18 protein-coding genes are annotated in these 17,175 nt (G+C 66.7%); 6 read left to right on the top strand and 12 right to left on the bottom strand.

Annotation, left to right across the window (positions count from 1 at the left end; translation table 11 throughout):
• Positions 1–2 precede the first annotated feature (2 nt).
• Together OH799_RS22010 and OH799_RS22005 are read right to left on the bottom strand one after the other, a co-directional pair.
• Entirely contained in the window at positions 3–1,028 is a 1,026-nt protein-coding gene (locus OH799_RS22010) for an NADP-dependent oxidoreductase (RefSeq protein WP_406267203.1), read from the bottom strand.
• Positions 1,029–1,325: 297 nt separating this feature from the next.
• Positions 1,326–1,613, bottom strand: coding sequence for a hypothetical protein (locus OH799_RS22005; RefSeq protein WP_406267200.1), 288 nt, complete (start codon positions 1,611–1,613; stop codon positions 1,326–1,328).
• Between the two features lie 132 nt (positions 1,614–1,745).
• On the opposite strand from OH799_RS22005, the gene lpdA reads away from it, so the two are divergent.
• Positions 1,746–3,146 carry a dihydrolipoyl dehydrogenase gene (lpdA, locus tag OH799_RS22000; protein ID WP_406267198.1) on the top strand — a complete coding sequence of 467 codons (1,401 nt, stop codon included), beginning with the start codon at positions 1,746–1,748 and terminating at the stop codon, positions 3,144–3,146.
• Positions 3,147–3,475: 329 nt separating this feature from the next.
• Positions 3,476–4,177: a polysaccharide deacetylase family protein gene (locus OH799_RS21995; RefSeq protein ID WP_406267195.1), complete on the top strand. Its 702-nt coding sequence runs from the start codon at positions 3,476–3,478 to the stop codon at positions 4,175–4,177.
• A gap of 65 nt (positions 4,178–4,242) precedes the next feature.
• On the opposite strand, the gene OH799_RS21990 is transcribed toward OH799_RS21995, so the two are convergent.
• Both OH799_RS21990 and OH799_RS21985 read right to left on the bottom strand, forming a co-directional pair.
• Positions 4,243–4,659, bottom strand: a complete 417-nt coding sequence (locus OH799_RS21990; RefSeq protein WP_406282373.1) for a PPOX class F420-dependent oxidoreductase — start codon at positions 4,657–4,659, stop codon at positions 4,243–4,245.
• A 53-nt stretch (positions 4,660–4,712) separates the two neighbouring features.
• Positions 4,713–5,111, bottom strand: a complete 399-nt coding sequence (locus OH799_RS21985) for a winged helix-turn-helix transcriptional regulator (RefSeq protein WP_406267192.1) — start codon at positions 5,109–5,111, stop codon at positions 4,713–4,715.
• A gap of 98 nt (positions 5,112–5,209) precedes the next feature.
• On the opposite strand from OH799_RS21985, the gene OH799_RS21980 reads away from it, so the two are divergent.
• Complete coding sequence (locus tag OH799_RS21980) at positions 5,210–6,061, top strand: SDR family oxidoreductase (RefSeq protein WP_406267190.1); 852 nt, start codon at positions 5,210–5,212, stop codon at positions 6,059–6,061.
• 284 nt (positions 6,062–6,345) lie between these two features.
• On the opposite strand, the gene OH799_RS21975 is transcribed toward OH799_RS21980, so the two are convergent.
• The gene (locus OH799_RS21975) at positions 6,346–6,723 is read right to left on the bottom strand and encodes a VOC family protein (RefSeq protein ID WP_406267187.1); all 378 of its coding nucleotides are present in this window, start codon (positions 6,721–6,723) and stop codon (positions 6,346–6,348) included.
• 127 nt (positions 6,724–6,850) lie between these two features.
• Between OH799_RS21975 and OH799_RS21970 the strand changes: the two genes are divergently transcribed.
• Positions 6,851–7,624, top strand: a complete 774-nt coding sequence (locus OH799_RS21970; protein ID WP_406267184.1) for a TetR/AcrR family transcriptional regulator C-terminal domain-containing protein — start codon at positions 6,851–6,853, stop codon at positions 7,622–7,624.
• Positions 7,625–7,632: 8 nt separating this feature from the next.
• On the opposite strand, the gene OH799_RS21965 is transcribed toward OH799_RS21970, so the two are convergent.
• Positions 7,633–8,166: a carboxymuconolactone decarboxylase family protein gene (locus tag OH799_RS21965; RefSeq protein WP_406282370.1), complete on the bottom strand. Its 534-nt coding sequence runs from the start codon at positions 8,164–8,166 to the stop codon at positions 7,633–7,635.
• A 228-nt stretch (positions 8,167–8,394) separates the two neighbouring features.
• Here OH799_RS21965 and OH799_RS21960 point away from each other — a divergent pair, with 228 nt between their 5' ends.
• Positions 8,395–9,273, top strand: coding sequence for an NERD domain-containing protein (locus OH799_RS21960; protein WP_406267181.1), 879 nt, complete (start codon positions 8,395–8,397; stop codon positions 9,271–9,273).
• Between the two features lie 3 nt (positions 9,274–9,276).
• Here the strand turns inward: OH799_RS21960 and OH799_RS21955 are convergent, their stop codons facing one another.
• The 6 genes from OH799_RS21955 to urtA all read right to left on the bottom strand — a co-directional run bounded on the left by OH799_RS21955 (position 9,277) and on the right by urtA (position 14,911).
• Complete coding sequence (locus OH799_RS21955; RefSeq protein WP_406267178.1) at positions 9,277–9,984, bottom strand: GntR family transcriptional regulator; 708 nt, start codon at positions 9,982–9,984, stop codon at positions 9,277–9,279.
• Between the two features lie 8 nt (positions 9,985–9,992).
• Positions 9,993–10,685 (bottom strand): urea ABC transporter ATP-binding subunit UrtE, encoded by a 693-nt coding sequence (gene urtE, locus OH799_RS21950; protein ID WP_406267175.1) that lies wholly within the window; start codon positions 10,683–10,685, stop codon positions 9,993–9,995.
• Entirely contained in the window at positions 10,685–11,515 is an 831-nt protein-coding gene (urtD, locus tag OH799_RS21945; RefSeq protein ID WP_406267172.1) for an urea ABC transporter ATP-binding protein UrtD, read from the bottom strand. Before urtD ends, urtE begins: the two co-directional genes overlap by 1 nt.
• On the bottom strand, positions 11,512–12,654 hold the full coding sequence (gene urtC, locus OH799_RS21940) for an urea ABC transporter permease subunit UrtC (protein WP_406267169.1): 1,143 nt from the start codon (positions 12,652–12,654) through the stop codon (positions 11,512–11,514). Before urtC ends, urtD begins: the two co-directional genes overlap by 4 nt.
• The gene (urtB, locus tag OH799_RS21935) at positions 12,651–13,535 is read right to left on the bottom strand and encodes an urea ABC transporter permease subunit UrtB (RefSeq protein ID WP_406267166.1); all 885 of its coding nucleotides are present in this window, start codon (positions 13,533–13,535) and stop codon (positions 12,651–12,653) included. Before urtB ends, urtC begins: the two co-directional genes overlap by 4 nt.
• Positions 13,536–13,672: 137 nt before the next feature.
• Positions 13,673–14,911: an urea ABC transporter substrate-binding protein gene (urtA, locus tag OH799_RS21930; protein WP_406282367.1), complete on the bottom strand. Its 1,239-nt coding sequence runs from the start codon at positions 14,909–14,911 to the stop codon at positions 13,673–13,675.
• Positions 14,912–15,327: 416 nt separating this feature from the next.
• On the opposite strand from urtA, the gene OH799_RS21925 reads away from it, so the two are divergent.
• Positions 15,328–17,157, top strand: a complete 1,830-nt coding sequence (locus OH799_RS21925; RefSeq protein WP_406282364.1) for an acyl-CoA dehydrogenase — start codon at positions 15,328–15,330, stop codon at positions 17,155–17,157.
• Positions 17,158–17,175 lie beyond the last annotated feature (18 nt).

Here is a 17,175-nt window from a genome sequence, read left to right as displayed (position 1 = left end):
GATCACTCCAGCCGCACCAGCATCTTGCCGGTGTTGGCGCCGGACAGCACGCCGAGGAACGCGGCGGGCGCCTGCTCGAGTCCGTCGTAGACGGTCTCCTTGGTGCGCAAAGTGCCGTCCGCGAGCCAGGTGGCGGCCGTGGCGATGTACTCCCCGAAGATCGGGAAGTAGCTGTTGACAAGCATGCCGCGCAGCGAGAGTTCCTTGGTCGCGGCACGATACAGGTCCGGACCGGCTTCGCCGTCGGCCCCGTTGTATCCACTGATCGCACCGACCAGCGCGATCCTGCCTTTCCGGCGCATGGCCTCCACCGCGACGCGCAGGTGTTCGCCGCCGACGCTGTCGAGGTAGACGTCGATACCCTCGGGTGCGGCCGCGGTCAGCTGTCCGGCCAGATCACCCTTCCGGTAGTCCAGAGCGGCGTCGAAGCCGAACTCGTCGAGCAGCAGCGCCGTCTTCGCCGCTCCGCCTGCCGATCCGATGACCCGCGCCGCGCCGAGCGCCTTGGCGATCTGCCCCGCGACGCTGCCCACCGCGCCCGCCGCCGCAGAGACGAATACGGTGTCGCCCGGCTCCACCCGCGCCACGTCGGTCAACGCCGCATAGGCGGTGAGGCCGGTGGTGCCGAGCGCACCGAGGTAGTGCTGCGGCGCGGCGAGCGCGATGTCGATCGGCGTGGCTGTCGCGGCGTCGACGACCGAGTAGTCCCGCCAGCCTGCGAAGTGGGTGACCGGCACGCCTACCGGGAGGCCCGGCGCGGCCGACGCGATCACCTCGCCGACCGCCGAGCCCTCCAGTGCCTCACCCAGCTGGAACGGGGAAATGTAAGAGGGGCGATCGTCCATCCGGCCACGCATGTAGGGGTCGACCGACATCCAGGTGTTGCGCACCAGGATCTGTCCCTCGGCGAGCTGCGGGATCGACCGTGCGACCAGCGCGAAGTGGTCCGCCGTCGGCACGCCGGTGGGCCGCGCGGCCAGCTGGAACTCACGCGCGGTGGTCGGTAGGGCGAGGGTGGTTTCCGTCATGACACTGCCTTCTCTGTGGAGCTGTCCGTCTCTGTCCGATCCGGTACCGATGACGTTATGAGCGCCGTGGCTTCGCTCCCAGGTCCTGCGGCGCCACCGACCGGTCCCTGCGCGCCAACCGCGCCGGATCATCGAACTGATTGCCGGCCCAGCGCATCGGATCGCTCGTCGGCGATGGTTATCGCGGCGGTTACCGCGCTCGTGCCCGCGACGGCGGCGCGCCGCTCCACCGACGGTAGGCTTTGCGCAGCGCGCGGTCGTCGGCGAACCCGAGCCGCCCCGCGATCGTCGCCGTCGTCAGACGGTACGCGTCCGCGCGAGCAGTTCCCACAGCCGAACCAGCGAGCGCAGCGGGATCCGGTTCAGCTCGCCGGCCAGCGCCGCGTCGTCGACGCCGGGAACGGCGGCGATCCGGTCTGCCCCGACTCCTGCGCGCAGTGCGGTGTCGCGGACCAGCCGGGTCAGATGGGTGGAGGCGGTCCCGTCCAGCAGATCCGGCCGCGGAACCCCGGCGCCGTCCCTGGTGGGTGTCGAAGGGCCGGGCGCGGGGACGGAGACCGGACCGCCCGAACCACCACTGCTCACGCGCCCAGACTAGCCGCGAGAACCTACTTGACCTGCACCGTCGATGGGTCGGTCTCGGTCAGGTGTGGCGGGGCTCTCACTGTTGCGGGGACCGGTGGGTGAAGTTCACCCGGCGGAGCTAGGCTCGCACCTGTGACTTCCCATTACGATGTTGTTGTTCTCGGTGCCGGTCCCGGCGGTTACGTCGCCGCCATCCGTGCGGCACAGTTGGGCTTGCGTACCGCGATCGTCGAGCAGAAGTATTGGGGTGGGGTGTGCCTCAATGTCGGCTGTATCCCGTCCAAGGCGCTGCTTCGGAATGCGGAACTGGCACACATCTTCACCAAGGAGGCGAAGACCTTCGGCATTTCCGGTGAGGTGAACTTCGACTTCGGCGTCGCGTTCGACCGCAGCCGCAAAGTCGCGGACGGTCGGGTCAAGGGCGTCCATTTCCTGATGAAGAAGAACAAGATCGACGAGTTCGACGGCAAGGGCACCTTCACCGGACCCAATTCGCTGTCGGTCGAGCTCAGCAAGGGCGGCACCGAGACGGTCACGTTCGACAACGTGATCATCGCGGCGGGCACCGTCACCAAGCTGCTGCCCGGCACCCAGCTGAGCGCGAACGTGGTCACCTACGAGGAGCAGATCCTCACCCGCGACCTGCCCGGCTCGATCCTCATCGTCGGCGCCGGCGCGATCGGCATGGAGTTCGGCTACGTCCTGAAGAACTACGGCGTCGACGTGCGGATCGTGGAGTTCCTCGACCGTGCCCTGCCGAACGAGGACGTGGACGTCTCCAAGGAGATCACCAAGCAGTACAAGAAGCTGGGCATCACCATCACCACCGGTGCGGCGGTGCAGTCCATCGACGACGACGGCGCCAAGGTGACCGTCTCGATCAAGGACAACAAGACCGGCTCGATCGAGACCGTCACCGTCGACAAGGTGTTGCAGGCGGTCGGCTTCGCGCCACGCGTCGAGGGCTACGGCCTCGAGACCACCGGTGTGCAGCTCGAGCGTGGCGCCATCGCGATCGACGACAACATGCGCACCAGCGTGCCGCACATTTACGCCATCGGTGACGTCACCGCGAAGCTGCAGCTCGCGCACGTCGCGGAGGCGCAGGGTGTGGTCGCGGCCGAGACTATCGCGGGCGCGGAGACCGTCACCCTCGGTGACTACCGGATGATGCCGCGCGCCACCTTCTGCCAGCCCCAGGTCGCCAGCTTCGGCTTGACCGAGCAGCAGGCCCGCGACGAGGGCTACGACGTGAAGGTCGCGACCTTCCCGTTCACCGCCAACGGCAAGGCGCACGGCCTCGGCGACCCGACCGGTTTCGTCAAGCTCGTCGCCGACGCCGAGTACGGCGAGCTGCTCGGCGGTCACCTCATCGGACCGGATGTGTCGGAGCTGCTGCCCGAGCTCACGCTTGCGCAGAAGTGGGACCTGACGGTCAACGAGCTGACCCGCAACGTGCACACCCACCCGACCCTCAGCGAGGCCCTCCAGGAAGCCTTCCACGGCCTGGCCGGGCACATGATCAACTTCTGATTTGCGTGTCGTCCTCGAACGGCCCGGCCCCGGCGGTCATGCGCCGGGGCCGGGCCATTCGCACGGTTGCTGCTCTGCGCCGTGCTCGGCGGCTGTGCCACGCTGGCGATCGTCCTCGCTGACACCGGCCTCCACCGGTTCGAGGCGGTGCAGCGAATCGGGCCACGAGTTGTTCGTTCCCGCGGAGTCATTCCTCGGCGGACGCTGAGCGGGAGGCGCCCGTGCCGTCTTTCGAGCGGCGAGCCTCTCGGCTTCTCGGGCAAGGGTTTCCGCGCCGGTAGGAACTTCGGAATTCGGCGTCGGCCCCGGTGGTCTGCTATACAGCGAGCATGCTTCGCAGGTGGCTGATCCGCAGTGTGCCGGTGCTCGTTGTCGTGGTGCTGCTGGCGACGGGCAGCTACTACCTGATGAACGCCCGCACCTTCCAGCTGGGCGGTCACGTGGTGAGCCGGGTGGACACCGACGAGAAAGTGGTCGCGCTGACCTTGGACGACGGGCCATCCGACCGTGCGCCCGAGGTGCTGAAAGCCCTTGCCGATGCCCAGGTTCCGGCCACGTTCTACCTGAACGGCCGTGATATCGCCGCGCATCCCGAGCAGGGGCGGGCGATCGCCGCGGCAGGCCACGAGATCGGCAACCATACCTATTCACATCGGCGGATGGTCTTCGTCACCCCCGGGACGGTCCGTGACGAAGTGGAGCGCACCGACGCCGAGATCATGAAAACCGGTTACATCGGGCCGATCACCTTCCGCCCGCCCTACGGCAAGAAGCTCGTGATGCTGCCGCACTACCTTGCCGAGCACAATCGCGTCACCGCGATGTGGGACGTCGAACCCGATTCCGGCAAGGACGCGACCGCGGACGGGATTGTCGCCGAAACCCTCGACAAGGTCCGTCCCGGCTCGATCATCCTGCTGCACGTGATGTATGGGCCCACCGCCGCACTGGCCGCCATACCCCGCATCATCGCCGAATTGCGTTCCGCGGGCTATCGTTTCGCCACGGTGTCCGAACTGATGTCCCGCTGAGCGATCGGCGGCGCTCGACCGGCCCTCTCCGGCATCCGCGCGGGCCCGGCCCAGCGGTTGGCCCCTCAGAGCATGCCGTAGGCGTGTGTCGGGGTGAGTAGGACCATTGCGCGGCGGTCGGCGACCATCGCGTTGCGGTATTCGGCCCAATCGGGGTGTTCGCCGGAGGCGGTGCGGTAGTAGTCGACGAGGGCGTCGACCGTCGCGTCGTCGGGGGAGGCGGCGACAGCGGTGACTTCCACCGTGCCTTCGAGAACAACGTAGGCGAAGAAGTCGTCGCGGGTGATGTGAACGGCGGCCCACGGGTCGCGAATCAGGTTGTGATACTTCGCGCGGTCGGCGGTGATGGAGACGCGAAGGCGTCCGTCGTCGCCGACGACGTGCAACACGTTGGACAGTTGCGGGCGCCCGTTGCGGCGGATCGTGGTGAGCACGGACCTGCGGTGGTCCCGTGCGAAATCGACTGCGGCGGCGAGTTCCATGCCCATGTAACCGCCGGTGTCGGCAGTCTCTTCCCGTACGCGCGGCGATTCGCTCAGTCGCGGTGATAGGCCGCCTGCGCTTCGTGGACGCGCGGCATGTTCGTTTCGACCAGCTGGATGAGTGCTTCCAGGGCCGCGGCGACCTCGGCGCCCAGTTCTGTGAGGGTGTACTCGACGCGAGGAGGAATGGTCTCGTGTACCTGGCGGTGCACCATGCCGTCGCGCTCGAGCGCCTGCAAGGTCTGCGACAGCATGCGCTCGCTCACGCCGTCGACCCGCCTGCGCAGGGCGCTGAATCGGTACGGACCTTCGCGGAGCGCGACGAGCGCCAGAGTGCCCCAGCGGCTGGCCACATTCTGTAACACCGGCCGTGACGTGCAGTTCCTGGCGAAAACATCGGCTTCCAGCGCGGGATCGTCGGTGTCCGCCGGCACGGTTCGCTGGGGGCTCATGATTCAGATAGTACCCAGCTCGACGAAAGTAGTGTAGAAATGTTCAGTACTTACTATTAGTTAGTACTAGTGGAACCGTACATACCTTGGAGGTAGTCATGACCGTCGCAGTGACCGGGGCCAGTGGACAGCTGGGCCGACTTGTGGTGGAGGCGCTGGTGCGCGAGGGATCGACACCGGTCGTCGCGATTGTGCGCGATCCGCGGAAGATCGCCGACCTGGTCGAGCATGGCGTCGATGTCCGGAAGGCCGACTATGACGACGTTGCGGCGCTGGACAAGGCGCTCGACGGCGTCGACCGGGTGCTGCTGGTCTCCGGCAACGAATTCGGTGCGCGCGTAGCCCAGCACACCAACGTCATTCGCGCCGCCGAACGTGCAGGCGTCGAGCTGCTCGCCTACACCAGCATTCCGAACGCGACCAACAATCCGCTGATTCTCGCGCAGGAACACAAGGGGACCGAGGCGGTGCTCGCCGAAGCGACGGTGCCGCACGTCATTCTGCGCAACGGCTGGTACTGGGAGAACTACCTCGGCGGCCTCGCGCACGCGGTGGAGTCGGGCGTGCTGCACGGCGCCGCGGGCGAGGGGCGGGTGGCGGGCGCGGCGCGCGCCGACTACGCCGAGGCGGCAGCCAGGGTGCTCACCACGGACGGTCACGCGGGACAGGTTTATGAACTCGGGGGCGACGAACCGCTCACCTACGCCGAACTGGCACAGGCGATCTCGCAGGCGGCGGGCAAGCCGGTGCGCTACGAGAATCTGCCGGAGGCGGATTATGCCGCGGGGCTCGTCCAGGCGGGGCTGCCCGCCGCCTACGCCAACGGACTCGCCGACGCCGACACCGGCGTCGCCCGAGGCATTCTCGATGTGCAGTCCGGCGATCTGCAGAAGCTGCTCGGCCGCCCCGCCACCTCGGCGGTCGAGGTATTCCGCGGTGCGCTCGGCTGAGGTAAGCGTCCTGGCGCCCGCCGCTTTCGTGACGTAGCCGCAAAGACGTCACGGCCGCAAGGGCTAGTGGCGAATGCTCGGTGCTGCCGCGGTTGAGCACCGCACGTCACCGCTTCGGCACAACCCCGATTTTTTGAGCGGAGCGAGACCGAGCATTGCCCGTTCGCGGCCCGGCTCCCGTCCGAGTGGCCGACGTGTTCGCGACGAAGTCGCCAGCGTCGTCTGCTCGGACGCGAGTCAAGAGGGGTCGCGAACGGGCAATGCCCGCGCGGCCGAAAACACTGTCAGATCCACTGCACCAGTTGAATGACGATCCCGTTCGGATCGCTCATCTGGAAGTACCGTTCGCCCCACTCCTCGGTCTCGACGGGCGTTACGATCGGCACCCCCTCGCCGCGCAGCCGGGTGTATTCGGCATCGATGTCGTCCACGACGAACACCACGAGCAGTCCTTCGCCCGCGCTGCCCGCCGCGCTCTTCGGCTTGAACGTCGCCAGCCCGGTGCGCAGGTAGATCACGTTCAGCCCGGCGTCGGGCCGGTCCAGGGAAACGAAACCGTCGGCCGACATCTTCTCCTCGAATCCGAGGTGGTCGACGAGAAACTTCGCCGAGGCCTGCGGGTCGGGAACGTTGAGCGAGATGGCGGAAGCGGTGATGTTCATATGTCCTCCTCGGTTACCGGCATAACTCTATACTAAGTATGTTGTACTTTGTAGACTATACCTCCCCGTTCGTGCTATGAGTTGGATCACGTCGATACGATCGGGGTTCGATCGGATCGGAGGCAGCGTGGGACAGCCGAAGGAGCGCAGCAGCGCGGGTGACCCCGTGCGCACCTTGGAGTTGCTGTGGCGGGTTCCGCCGAGCCCCGGCCGCGGGCCGAAGCAGCGCAGCAGCGTCGAGGCGGTGGTCGCGGCGGCGATCGCGATCGCCGACTCGGCGGGCATCGGTGCGCTCACCATGCGCGCGGTCGCCACCGAACTGGGCCTGACCCCGATGGCCACCTACACCTACGTGCCGGGCAAGGCGGAATTGGTCGACCTCATGCTCGACACGGTGTACGCAGAGATGGAGCGCGGCGATCTGACCGGCCTGTCCTGGCGTGAACGAGTCACCCTCATCGCCGCGGAGAACCGCGCCATGCTGGCGCGCCATCCGTGGGTCGCCTACCTGCCGACCGCCCGTCCGCCGCTCGGCCCCGGCCTCGTCGCGAAATACGACCACGAGCTGCGGGCGTTCGACGGTCTCGGTCTCGATGACGTCACGATGGACGCCGCCCTGACATTCGTGCTCGGTTTCGTCACATCCGTCGCCCGCATCGCCATCGATACCGAGCGTGCCGCCGCGGACAGTGCGATGTCCGACCGACAGTGGTGGGAACGCGCCGCCCCGCTGCTGGAGCAGGTCTTCGACGTGCGCCGCTATCCGTTGGCCGCACGTGTCGGCGCGGCCGCGGGCCGAGTCCACGACGCCGCCTACAGTGCTGACCACGCCTATGAGTTCGGGCTGGCGCGGGTGCTGGACGGGCTGGCCCGCCACATCGAGGGGACGCGCGCCCCCTGATGCCGGACCTAGACGCCGTCGCGCTGGATGCGCAGGGCGGTGATAGTGGCCGCGAGACCCTCATATTGGTTGACGAGTAAGACGATTTCGATCAGGCGGCGCTCGTCGTAGTGTTCCGCCAGCGCGGCCCACGTCTCGTCGTCGAGGTCGCGGGTTTCCACCAGCTGGTCCACTGCGGTGAGCAGCGCTCGGTGCTTGTTCGACCAACCCTCCGCGCCCGGTCCCCCGCGCAGCCGGTCGAGAATCTCTGTGGTCACCCCGGCTCGCCTGCCGAGCCGGATATGATGGTCCATCTCATAGTCACACCCGCGCAAGTGCGCGACGCGAATGATGACCAGCTCCGATTCGAGACGCGGCAGCCGCCCACCCGGCATGAGCTTGCCCGAATAGTGCAGCCAGCCGCGGAACAGGCCCCGCGTGCGACCGAGCGTGCTGAACAAGTGCGCGTCGTCGGTACCCGCGGCGCGGGAAAGTAGCTGCCAGGCAACCCAGTTGATCGGGCCGAGTTCCCGGAGTCGTCCGGGCGAGATGCGTGGTCGCAGCGCTGAAACCATGCTTGGTCGCCACCTCCGCGTGGTGTGTGCGGCCGGCGCCGGTGCCGGCCGAGTTGTGAGCCTACCTTGCGGTAGTCCCCGGATCGCGGAAGCATTCTTATGCTTTCCAGTGGTTTTCGGCGGCGTACACCGTCATCATCAGTACCGGTGCGAGTCGCCGCGGCCACAAAAGGATGCCCGCACCCAGGTGTACGCAACAGGTCGGCAGGGGAACAGATGCTGGTGAGGGTCAGGTCCGGAGCGCAACTTTCCGGCGCCGAGCAAGAATTCGTCGCGTGCCTGCGGTCGTATCCGACGACCGGGCTCGCCATGATCGACCTGGAGGCGGACAACCGGCGGATCGACGCGGTGGTATGGACGCCGCGGGGGCTCACCGTGCTCGAGGTACACGGGTTCGAACGCAGACAGAGTGGCATCCTCAGCATTCCCGCCGACGGACCGTGGAAGATCAGCGACGCCCCGGTGCAGCTGGACGACCTCGGTTCCGGAAGCCCGTCCGCTCGAGTGGAACACGGCATCTACGCCGTGAAGCACATGCTCGAGCGGTCGCTGCAGGACCCGGGGCACATCAGCGGAGCCGTCGTGCTCATTCCGTTTCGTGGCGCGGTGGTGCGCCCTTCGCGCACCACTCTGCGGCCCGGCCTGGATGTCGTCGTCGGCAATGTCGCGGACGCGACCGAGCTGCGCATCTATCTGGAGGGCTTCTCCGCGGGCCCGCGCAACTGGACCGCGGACCGGGTGATCGGCGCGTGTCACGCGCTGGGCCTCGCCGACCTTGTCCCGCCCCGCACCGAGCTGATCGACGCGGGATTCGAGGAGAACGTGCCGGAGGCGACGACCACCATCGCGCGCCAACCGAAACCGCGAGTCGAGCCGACTCCGGGTGTCGCGACCAGACAACAGGCATACGCGGGCTGGACCGTGGTCGCCGTCGCGGTTGTCGGCATGGTGCTCGTGCTCGGAGTGATCGCCACCGCGCTGGCCCACGATTCGGCGCAGCAGGCCCCGGCTGCCGACACCACCACGATGAGTCCGACACCATCGCCGCCGCCGTACCGTCCGGCCGAGTGCTGGCCGTTCCAATCGAACTGCTGAACGTCAATCCCGCACGGCCCTGCCCAGTTTGGTGAGCCGCAGCGCGTGCTGCGCTCGGGCGAGCACATGTGCCCGCGAGATATCGATATGGGTGGTGAGAGTCTCGAGCGCGGCGTCGACCGCCCCGGTCAGCAAATGCTCCGCGATCGCGATGTGCTCGGCGGTCATCGTGGCGATCCGGTCCGGGGTGGGCAGGTCCAGTGTGCGCACCGGGCGTACTCGGACGTGCACGGCGGCGAGCGCGTCGGCAAGGGCGGCGTTGCCCGCCGCGGCCAGCAACGTGGTGTGGAACCGTTCGTCGGCGGCCACCAGCCCGGGGCCGGGCTCGGGCGGATCGTCGCGCAAAGCGCACCAGGTTTCGAGTTCCGCGCGCACCAGATCCAGGTCGTGCGCGGGCGTCGACCCGGGTCCTCCGGTCCGCACCCGCTGCATCCCCCTGGCCTCCAGCACAATCCGCAACTCGTAGAGGTGATCGAGTTCATCCAGCCGAGGCCGGTACGGGTACAGGCCGTCGGAGAGCCGCTCGACCAGCCCCTCGGCTTGCAACCGCGCCAGCGCCTCGCGCACCGGGGTGCGCGACACCTCGTAGATCTCGGCGAGACGTTCTTCGCCGAGCCGTTCGGTCGGCACAATCGCTCCGGTGGCCAGATCCCGGCGCAGCGAGTCGTACACGCGCTCGCTCAACGGGATCCGACCCCTGTGGCGGGTCATGGCGGCGCTCAGATCGCCATCGCCGAGCGGACCGCGGTCTCCGCGCCCGCGCCGCCTGCCCCGGTGGAGGTGACCCGGCCGGATCGCAGGACGTAGTAGCGCTGCGCCGCCTGCAGCGCGAAGCCGATGTGCTGCTCGACCAGCAGCACACTCAACCCGCCGCGCCGGGTGAGATCAATGATGGTGCGCTCGATCTCGTCGACCACCGACGGCTGGATGCCCTCGGTCGGCTCGTCGAGGATGAGCAGCTTCGGCTCGGTGATCAACGCCCTCGCGATCGCGAGTTGCTGGCGCTGGCCTCCGGAAAGCAGACCCGCCTTGCGGGTGAGCAGGTCACGCAGCGCGGGGAAGAGGTCGAGCGACTCGTCGATCAGCGCCTTGCCCCGCTTCCGTCCATCTGCGACGACCTGCAGGTTCTCCGCGGTGGTCAGCTGTGGAAAGCTTTGCTGCCCCTGCGGCACGTAGGCGATGCCGCGGCGCACCCGCCGAGACGGGGTCAGCTTGGTGATGGTTTCTCCGTCGAATTCGATCCGCCCCGACTTCGTGCCGATCAGGCCGACGGCGGTGCGCAGCAACGTGGTCTTACCCGCCCCGTTGTGCCCCATGACGGCGACCACGCTGTTGGCCGGAACCGTCACCGAGACGTCGTGGATCACTTCGGTACGGCCGTAGCCGGAGTGGATATCGATCAGCTCGAGCATCAGCGGACTCCTTGCCCTGCATGGTCGTTTCGTCTTCCAGCTCCGGTCCCGACGGCAGCGGCTGTACCCAAGTACACCTCCTGCACCCTCGGGTCCGCCTGCACCTCCTCGACGGTGCCCTCGCTGAGCACGGTGCCGCCCGCCAGCACGGTCACCGAGGTGGCGAAGGCACGCATGAAGTCCATGTCGTGCTCGACCACGACGACGACACGTTCGGCACCGACCCGGCGCAACAGGTTCCCGGTCTCCTCCCGCTCTTCGGCACTCATGCCCGCGACCGGTTCGTCCAGCAGCAGTACCGAGGCGTTCTGCACCAGCAGCATGCCGATCTCCAGCCACTGCTTCTGCCCGTGTGCCAGCACCCCCGCGGGTTGGTCGCGCAGGCCGGCGAGGCCGATGGTCTCGAGCGCGTCCTCGATGCCGGGCAGCACCGACTTGCGCCGCCGCAGCATGGTAAGCGTCGAGCGGCCCGCACCCGCCGCGATATCGAGATTCTGTAGCACGCTGAGCTGCTCGAACACACTCGCGGTCTGAAACGTCCGCCCGATGCCGAGTCTGGCGATCTGGTGCACCTTCTTGCCGAGCAGTTCGATGCCGCTCTTCTGCGCTGATCCGGTCGCTGCGACCAGTCCGGTGATCGCGTCGATGAGCGTGGTCTTGCCCGCCCCATTGGGGCCGATGAGAAATCGCAGGTCGCCCTGCAACACCGTCAGGTCCACGCCGGTGACGGCCTTGAAGCCGTCGAAACTCACCGACAGACCACGGATTTCGAGGTACTCACTGGACATTCCGGCGTTGCCGCCGAGTTCGGGTCGGGTCGTCTCGGTCATCGGGATTCCACCTTCTCCGCCGAGGGGTCGGCTTCGGGTAGCACTTCGGTCACCACGACCGGTGCCGAACGCCGGAACCTGCTGTCCAGTACGCCTTTCAGCATCGGCCACAGTCCGGCGAGTCCGGCCGGGACGAAGCCGACCACTACGATGAACAGCACGCCTTGCAGGTAAGTCCAGCCGGAGGGGAACTCCTCGGAGAACGCCGTCTGAGCCCACGCCACGCCGATCGCGCCCAGCACCGGCCCGAGCAGGGTGGTGCGGCCGCCGATCGCGACGCCGATGAGGAACGCGATAGACGGAACGACGCCGATGTCGGCGGGCGAGATGATGCCGACGATCGGGGTGAACAGCGCACCGGCGATGCCCGCGAAGAACGCGGCGACCACGTAGGCGACGATCTTCACGTTCGCCGGGTCGTAACCCAAGAAGCGCACCCGCTCCTCCTGGTCGCGCACGGCGACCAGCAGTTCGCCATACCTGCTGTGCATCACCTGCCGCACCAGAGCGACCACACCCAGCAGGGTGCCCGCCGCGATGAAGAACAGCATCTGCCGGTTCGCCGGGTCGGACAGCTTGAAGCCGAAGAAGGCGCGGAAATCTGACAGGCCGGTGAAGCCGCCGATGGTCTGCCGGCCGGTGAGCAAGATGGCCAGCGCGGCAGCAAGTGCCTGGCTGAGGATGGCGAAGTAGGCACCCTTGACTCGGCGCTTGAACACGCCGTAGCCGAGCACCGCGGCGATCAGCGCGGGCAGCACGAGAATGCCCAGCAGCGTCACCGGAGCGGACGCGAACGGCGTCCAGAACGAGGGCAATTCGCGGATACCGGCGATCTCCATGAACTCCGGCACGTCGTTACCGAGCCGGGCCGCGTCCGCGATTTGCAGATGCATCGCCATGACGTAGGCGCCGATGCCGAAGAATACACCCTGACCCAGGGTCAACATTCCACCACGGCCCCAGGCCAATCCGATGCCGACCGCGACGATCGCGAAGCAGAGGAACTTCGCGAGCAAGTTGAGCCGGAAGTCGCTGAGCACCGCGGGGGCGACCGCGAACAGCAGTAGGGCGGCGACCGTGAAACCGGCCAGAGCGGTCAGCGAGGAGTGCGCGCGCCACCGTTGTACGAGTGAAGTCATGCGAGACTCCTTGTGCGGACGGTGAACAGGCCCTGCGGACGGACCTGCAAGAAGATGACGATGATGACGAAGGCGACGACCTTCGCGATGGACGCGGTGGTCGAATATTCGATATAGGAATTGAGCAGGCCGAGGGCGAACGCTGCGATCACCGTGCCCTTGATCTGGCCCAGCCCGCCGATGACCACCACGAGGAACGCGTCGATCAGATAGCTCTGGCCGATCGTCGGGCTGGTGGAACCGATCAGTGTGAGCGCCACACCGGCCACACCGGCCAGCCCGGAGCCGATGAAGAAGGTACTGATGTCGGTGAAACGGCTGGAGACACCGGACGTTTCGGCCAGTCCTCGGTTCTGCACCACGGCGCGGATCCGCCGCCCCATCGGTGTCGTCGCGAGCACTGCGGCAAGCGTGGTCACCACGGCGACCGCGAGGACGAGAATGAAGATGCGGGTCCTCGGCACCACCGCGCCCATAATCGTGACGCCGCCGCTGAGCCATCCGGGCGCGACGACGTTCTTGGCGGGCGCGCCGAAGATGTCGCGGGCGAACTGTTGCAACACCAACCCGACACCGAAGGTGACCAGCAAGGTGTCCAGCGGCCGGTCGTACATCCAACGAATCAGGCCCATCTCCAACGCCGCGCCGAGCAGCCCACCGACCAGGAAACCGATGAGCAGCGAGACGACGAGCGAGACACCCGCCGACGAGATGACCTTCTGCACCACGTAAGTCGTGTAGCACCCGGCCATGATGAACTCGCCGTGCGCCATGTTGATCACGCCCATCTGACCGAAAGTCAGCGAAAGCCCGAGCGCTGCGAGCAAGAGAATCGATCCCAGGCTCAGCCCGGTGAAGAGCTGGCCGATCACAACGTCCATAAGGAACTCCTGTGTCTTTGGCCGCGCGGGCGCGAACGGCGCTCGTAAGGCTCGCTGTGGTGGTTGCTCGAGCGTCCAGTGGTTCGGTTCAACCGCCGCTGGCCTCCTTGCGCCGTCCAGGTTCTGCGATGGGGCACTTACTTCAGTTCTTTGGCCCAGTCGTAGGACTTCAGGTAGGGGTCCGGTGTGATTGCCTTGCCTGAGTCCCACATGGTGTAGATGAGTCCGTCCGGACGGATCTCGCCGATGCGGGCGGTTTTGGTGATGTGGTGGTTGGAGCCATCGATGGTGACCAGGCCCTCCGGTGCCTCGAAGGTCACGCCGTCGGCGGCGGCCTGGATATCCGCCACCTTGAACGACTTCGCCTTCTCGACCGTGTTCTTCCACAGGTAGACCGAGGCGTAGGCGGCTTCCATCGGGTCCGAGGTCGGCTTGTCGGCACCGTACGCGGCCTTGTAGTCCGCGACGAACTTGTTGTTCACGGGGGTGTCGACGGTCTGGTAGTAATTCCAGGCGGTCAGCTGTCCTGCGACGTTCTGCGCGCCGATGCCCGCGACTTCCTCTTCGGCGATGGATACCGAAACCACCGGCATGTCGGCGGCTTTCAGGCCCGCGTTGGTGTACTCGCGAAAGAAGGCGACGTTGGAGTCGCCGTTGAGGGTGTTGAACACCGCGCCGGCCTTCGCGGTGCGGACCTTGTTCACGATGGTGGAGAAGTCGGTCGAACCCAGCGGGGTGTAGTCCTCGCCCTTGATCTCGATGCCGTTGGCCGCGGCGTAAGCCTTGATCTCGCGATTGGCGGTCTGCGGGAAGACGTAGTCGCTGCCGACCAGGTAGAGGGAGGTGATGCCCTTCTGCTTCAGGTAGTCCAGCGCGGGGATGATCTGCTGGTTGGTGGTCGCACCGGTGTAGAAGATGTTCTTGCTGTCCTCCAGGCCCTCGTATTGGACGGGGTAGTAGAGCAGCGAGTTCAGGCTCTCGAACTTCGGCTTCATGGCCTTGCGGCTCGACGAGGTCCACCCGCCGAACACGGCCGCGACGCAGTCGGAGCTGATCAGTTTTTCCGCCTTCTCCGCGAAGGTCTTCGGGTCCGAGGCGCCGTCCTCGAGCACCAACTCGACCTTCTTGCCCAGGACGCCGCCCGCGGCGTTGATCTGATCCACGGCCAGCTTGGTCGAGTTGGCGACCGTTACCTCGGAAATGGCCATGGTGCCGGACAGCGAGTGCAGCGAACCGACCTTGATCGTGTCCTTCGACGTGTCGACGCAGGACACGGAATTCGAGCCGGTAGTCGAGGCGTCGTCCTTGGCACCACACGCAGTCAGCAACAGGCCGGCGAGTGCGACCGCGGTCGGTATCGCCACCGCCTTGACCATGCGCGTGGAGCGGTGTCGATGGATGGCACGGGAATCTGGCATGGGGCGGAACCCTTCTCCTCATCAGGTGGTGCGGCGGCGCTGGGTTCGCGCCGCATCGAGTACGCCGCCTTTCGCGCCGGTCACGGCGGTAGACCAGGCTGTATACAGCGGCTGTATTCGTGATGCGAACGGTAGACAGAAGTTATTGCGCCGGAATATCTCTCGGTCACGAGTCGGTTTCGTCTGTTTCGTCGATGTGAACGTTTGCGGTCGACAGTGGGTGATCTGGTGCGAGGTCGGAAACTCCACGCTGCCTAGGGGGGTGTGTCTACGGTTGCGTAGCGTCGCCGCCGTGCGGCACGCTTCGATTTGTACGACGTCAGAACCCACGATCCGCACAATGGGCCGTGCAGTCGCGAGTCGAGGAGGACGAGGTGGGGCACTACAAGGCGAACCTACGAGACATCGAGTTCAACCTGTTCGAAGTGCTCGAGCTGGACAAGCTCCTGGATACCGGCGCCTATGGTGACCTCGACTCCGACACGGCCCGAGAGATCCTGTCCGAGGTGCGGCGGCTGGCCGAGGGGCCCGTGGCGGAGTCCTTCGCGGCGGCCGACCGCGATCCGGTGGTCTACGACGCGAACACCTTCTCTATCGCTGTTCCGGAGCCGCTCCGCAAGACGATCGCCGCCGTGCGGGACGCGGGCTGGAGCCGGTTGGGCATGCCCGAGGGTATGGGCGGCATCCCTGCGCCTGCGGCGTTGGTGTGGGCGGTCGCGGAGATGATCACCTCCGCCAACCCTTCGGCCTCCTTCTTCAACATGGGTCCGGTGATGGGCTCCGTGCTGTACAACGTCGGCACCGAGCAGCAGAAGCACTGGGCCACCCTCGGCCTCGAGAAGGGCTGGCAGGGCACCATGGTGTTGACCGAGCCGGACGCGGGCTCGGACGTCGGCGCGGGCCGCACCAAAGCCATCCGGCAGGAGGACGGGTCCTGGCACATCGAGGGCGTGAAGCGCTTCATCTCGGGTGCCGAGGTCGGCGACACCGCCGAGAATGTCTTCCACCTGGTGCTGGCCCGGCCGGAGGGGGCGGGCCCTGGAACCAAGGGCCTCTCGCTGTTCTACGTGCCGAAGTTCCTATTCGACCACGAGACGCTGGAACTCGGCGACCGCAACGGTGTGTACGTCACCGGGGTCGAGCACAAGATGGGCCTGAAGTCCTCGCCCACCTGCGAGCTGACTTTTGGTGGCACCGACGTGCCGGCCAAGGGCTGGCTGGTCGGCGAGGTGCACAACGGCATCGCGCAGATGTTCCAGGTGATCGAGAACGCGCGCATGATGGTCGGCATCAAAGCCTCGGGGACGCTGTCGACCGGCTACCTGCACGCCCTCGGTTACGCCAAGCAGCGGGTACAAGGCGCGGATCTGACCCAGATGACCGACAAGGCCGCGCCCCGGGTCGCCATCAGCCAGCACCCGGATGTGCGTCGTTCGCTGGCCACCCAGAAGGCGTACGCCGAGGGTCTGCGCGCCGTGTACCTGTACACCGCGGCCCACCAGAACGCCGATGTGGCGCAGCTGGTTTCGGGCGCGGACGCCGACATGGCGCACCGGGTGAACGACTTACTGCTGCCGATCGTCAAGGGCGTCGGTTCCGAGCGGGCCTACCAGTACCTGACCGAGTCGCTGCAGACTTTCGGCGGTTCGGGTTATCTCCAGGATTACCCGATCGAGCAGTACATCCGGGACGCGAAGATCGACTCGTTGTACGAGGGCACCACCGCCATCCAGGCGCAGGACTTCTTCTTCCGCAAGATCGTCCGCGACAAGGGTGTGGCGCTGGACCACCTCAACCGCCGGATCGCGGCCTTCCTCGACGCGAAGACCGGCCGGTTCGAGGCCGAGCGGCAGTTGCTGCACACGGCCTCGGCCGACGTGCAGACGATGACCGCCACGCTCACCGGTTTTCTGATGGCCGCGCAACAGTCGCCGACCGAACTGTACAAAATCGGCCTCGGTTCGGTGCGCTACCTGCTCGCGGTCGGTGACCTGATTATCGGCTGGCGACTGTTGGTCCAAGCGGAGATCGCGGCCGCGGCCCTCGCGGCCGACGCGCCGGAGAAGGACCGCGCCTTCTACGCCGGAAAGGTTGCTGTGGCAAGTTTCTTCGCAAAGAATGTGCTACCGCAACTGACGGCGGTAAAGGGAGTGATCACCACCCTCGACAACGACATCATGTCCTTGGACGAGGCAGCCTTCTGATCCGCGAGCGGCGGACCG

The sequence above is a fragment of the Nocardia sp. NBC_00881 genome, from assembly GCF_045207455.1.
In the GTDB taxonomy this organism is placed as follows: Bacteria; Actinomycetota; Actinomycetes; order Mycobacteriales; family Mycobacteriaceae; genus Nocardia.
Note: the sequence above shows the minus strand (reverse complement) of the source record. Positions and strands in the feature narration are given on the sequence as shown.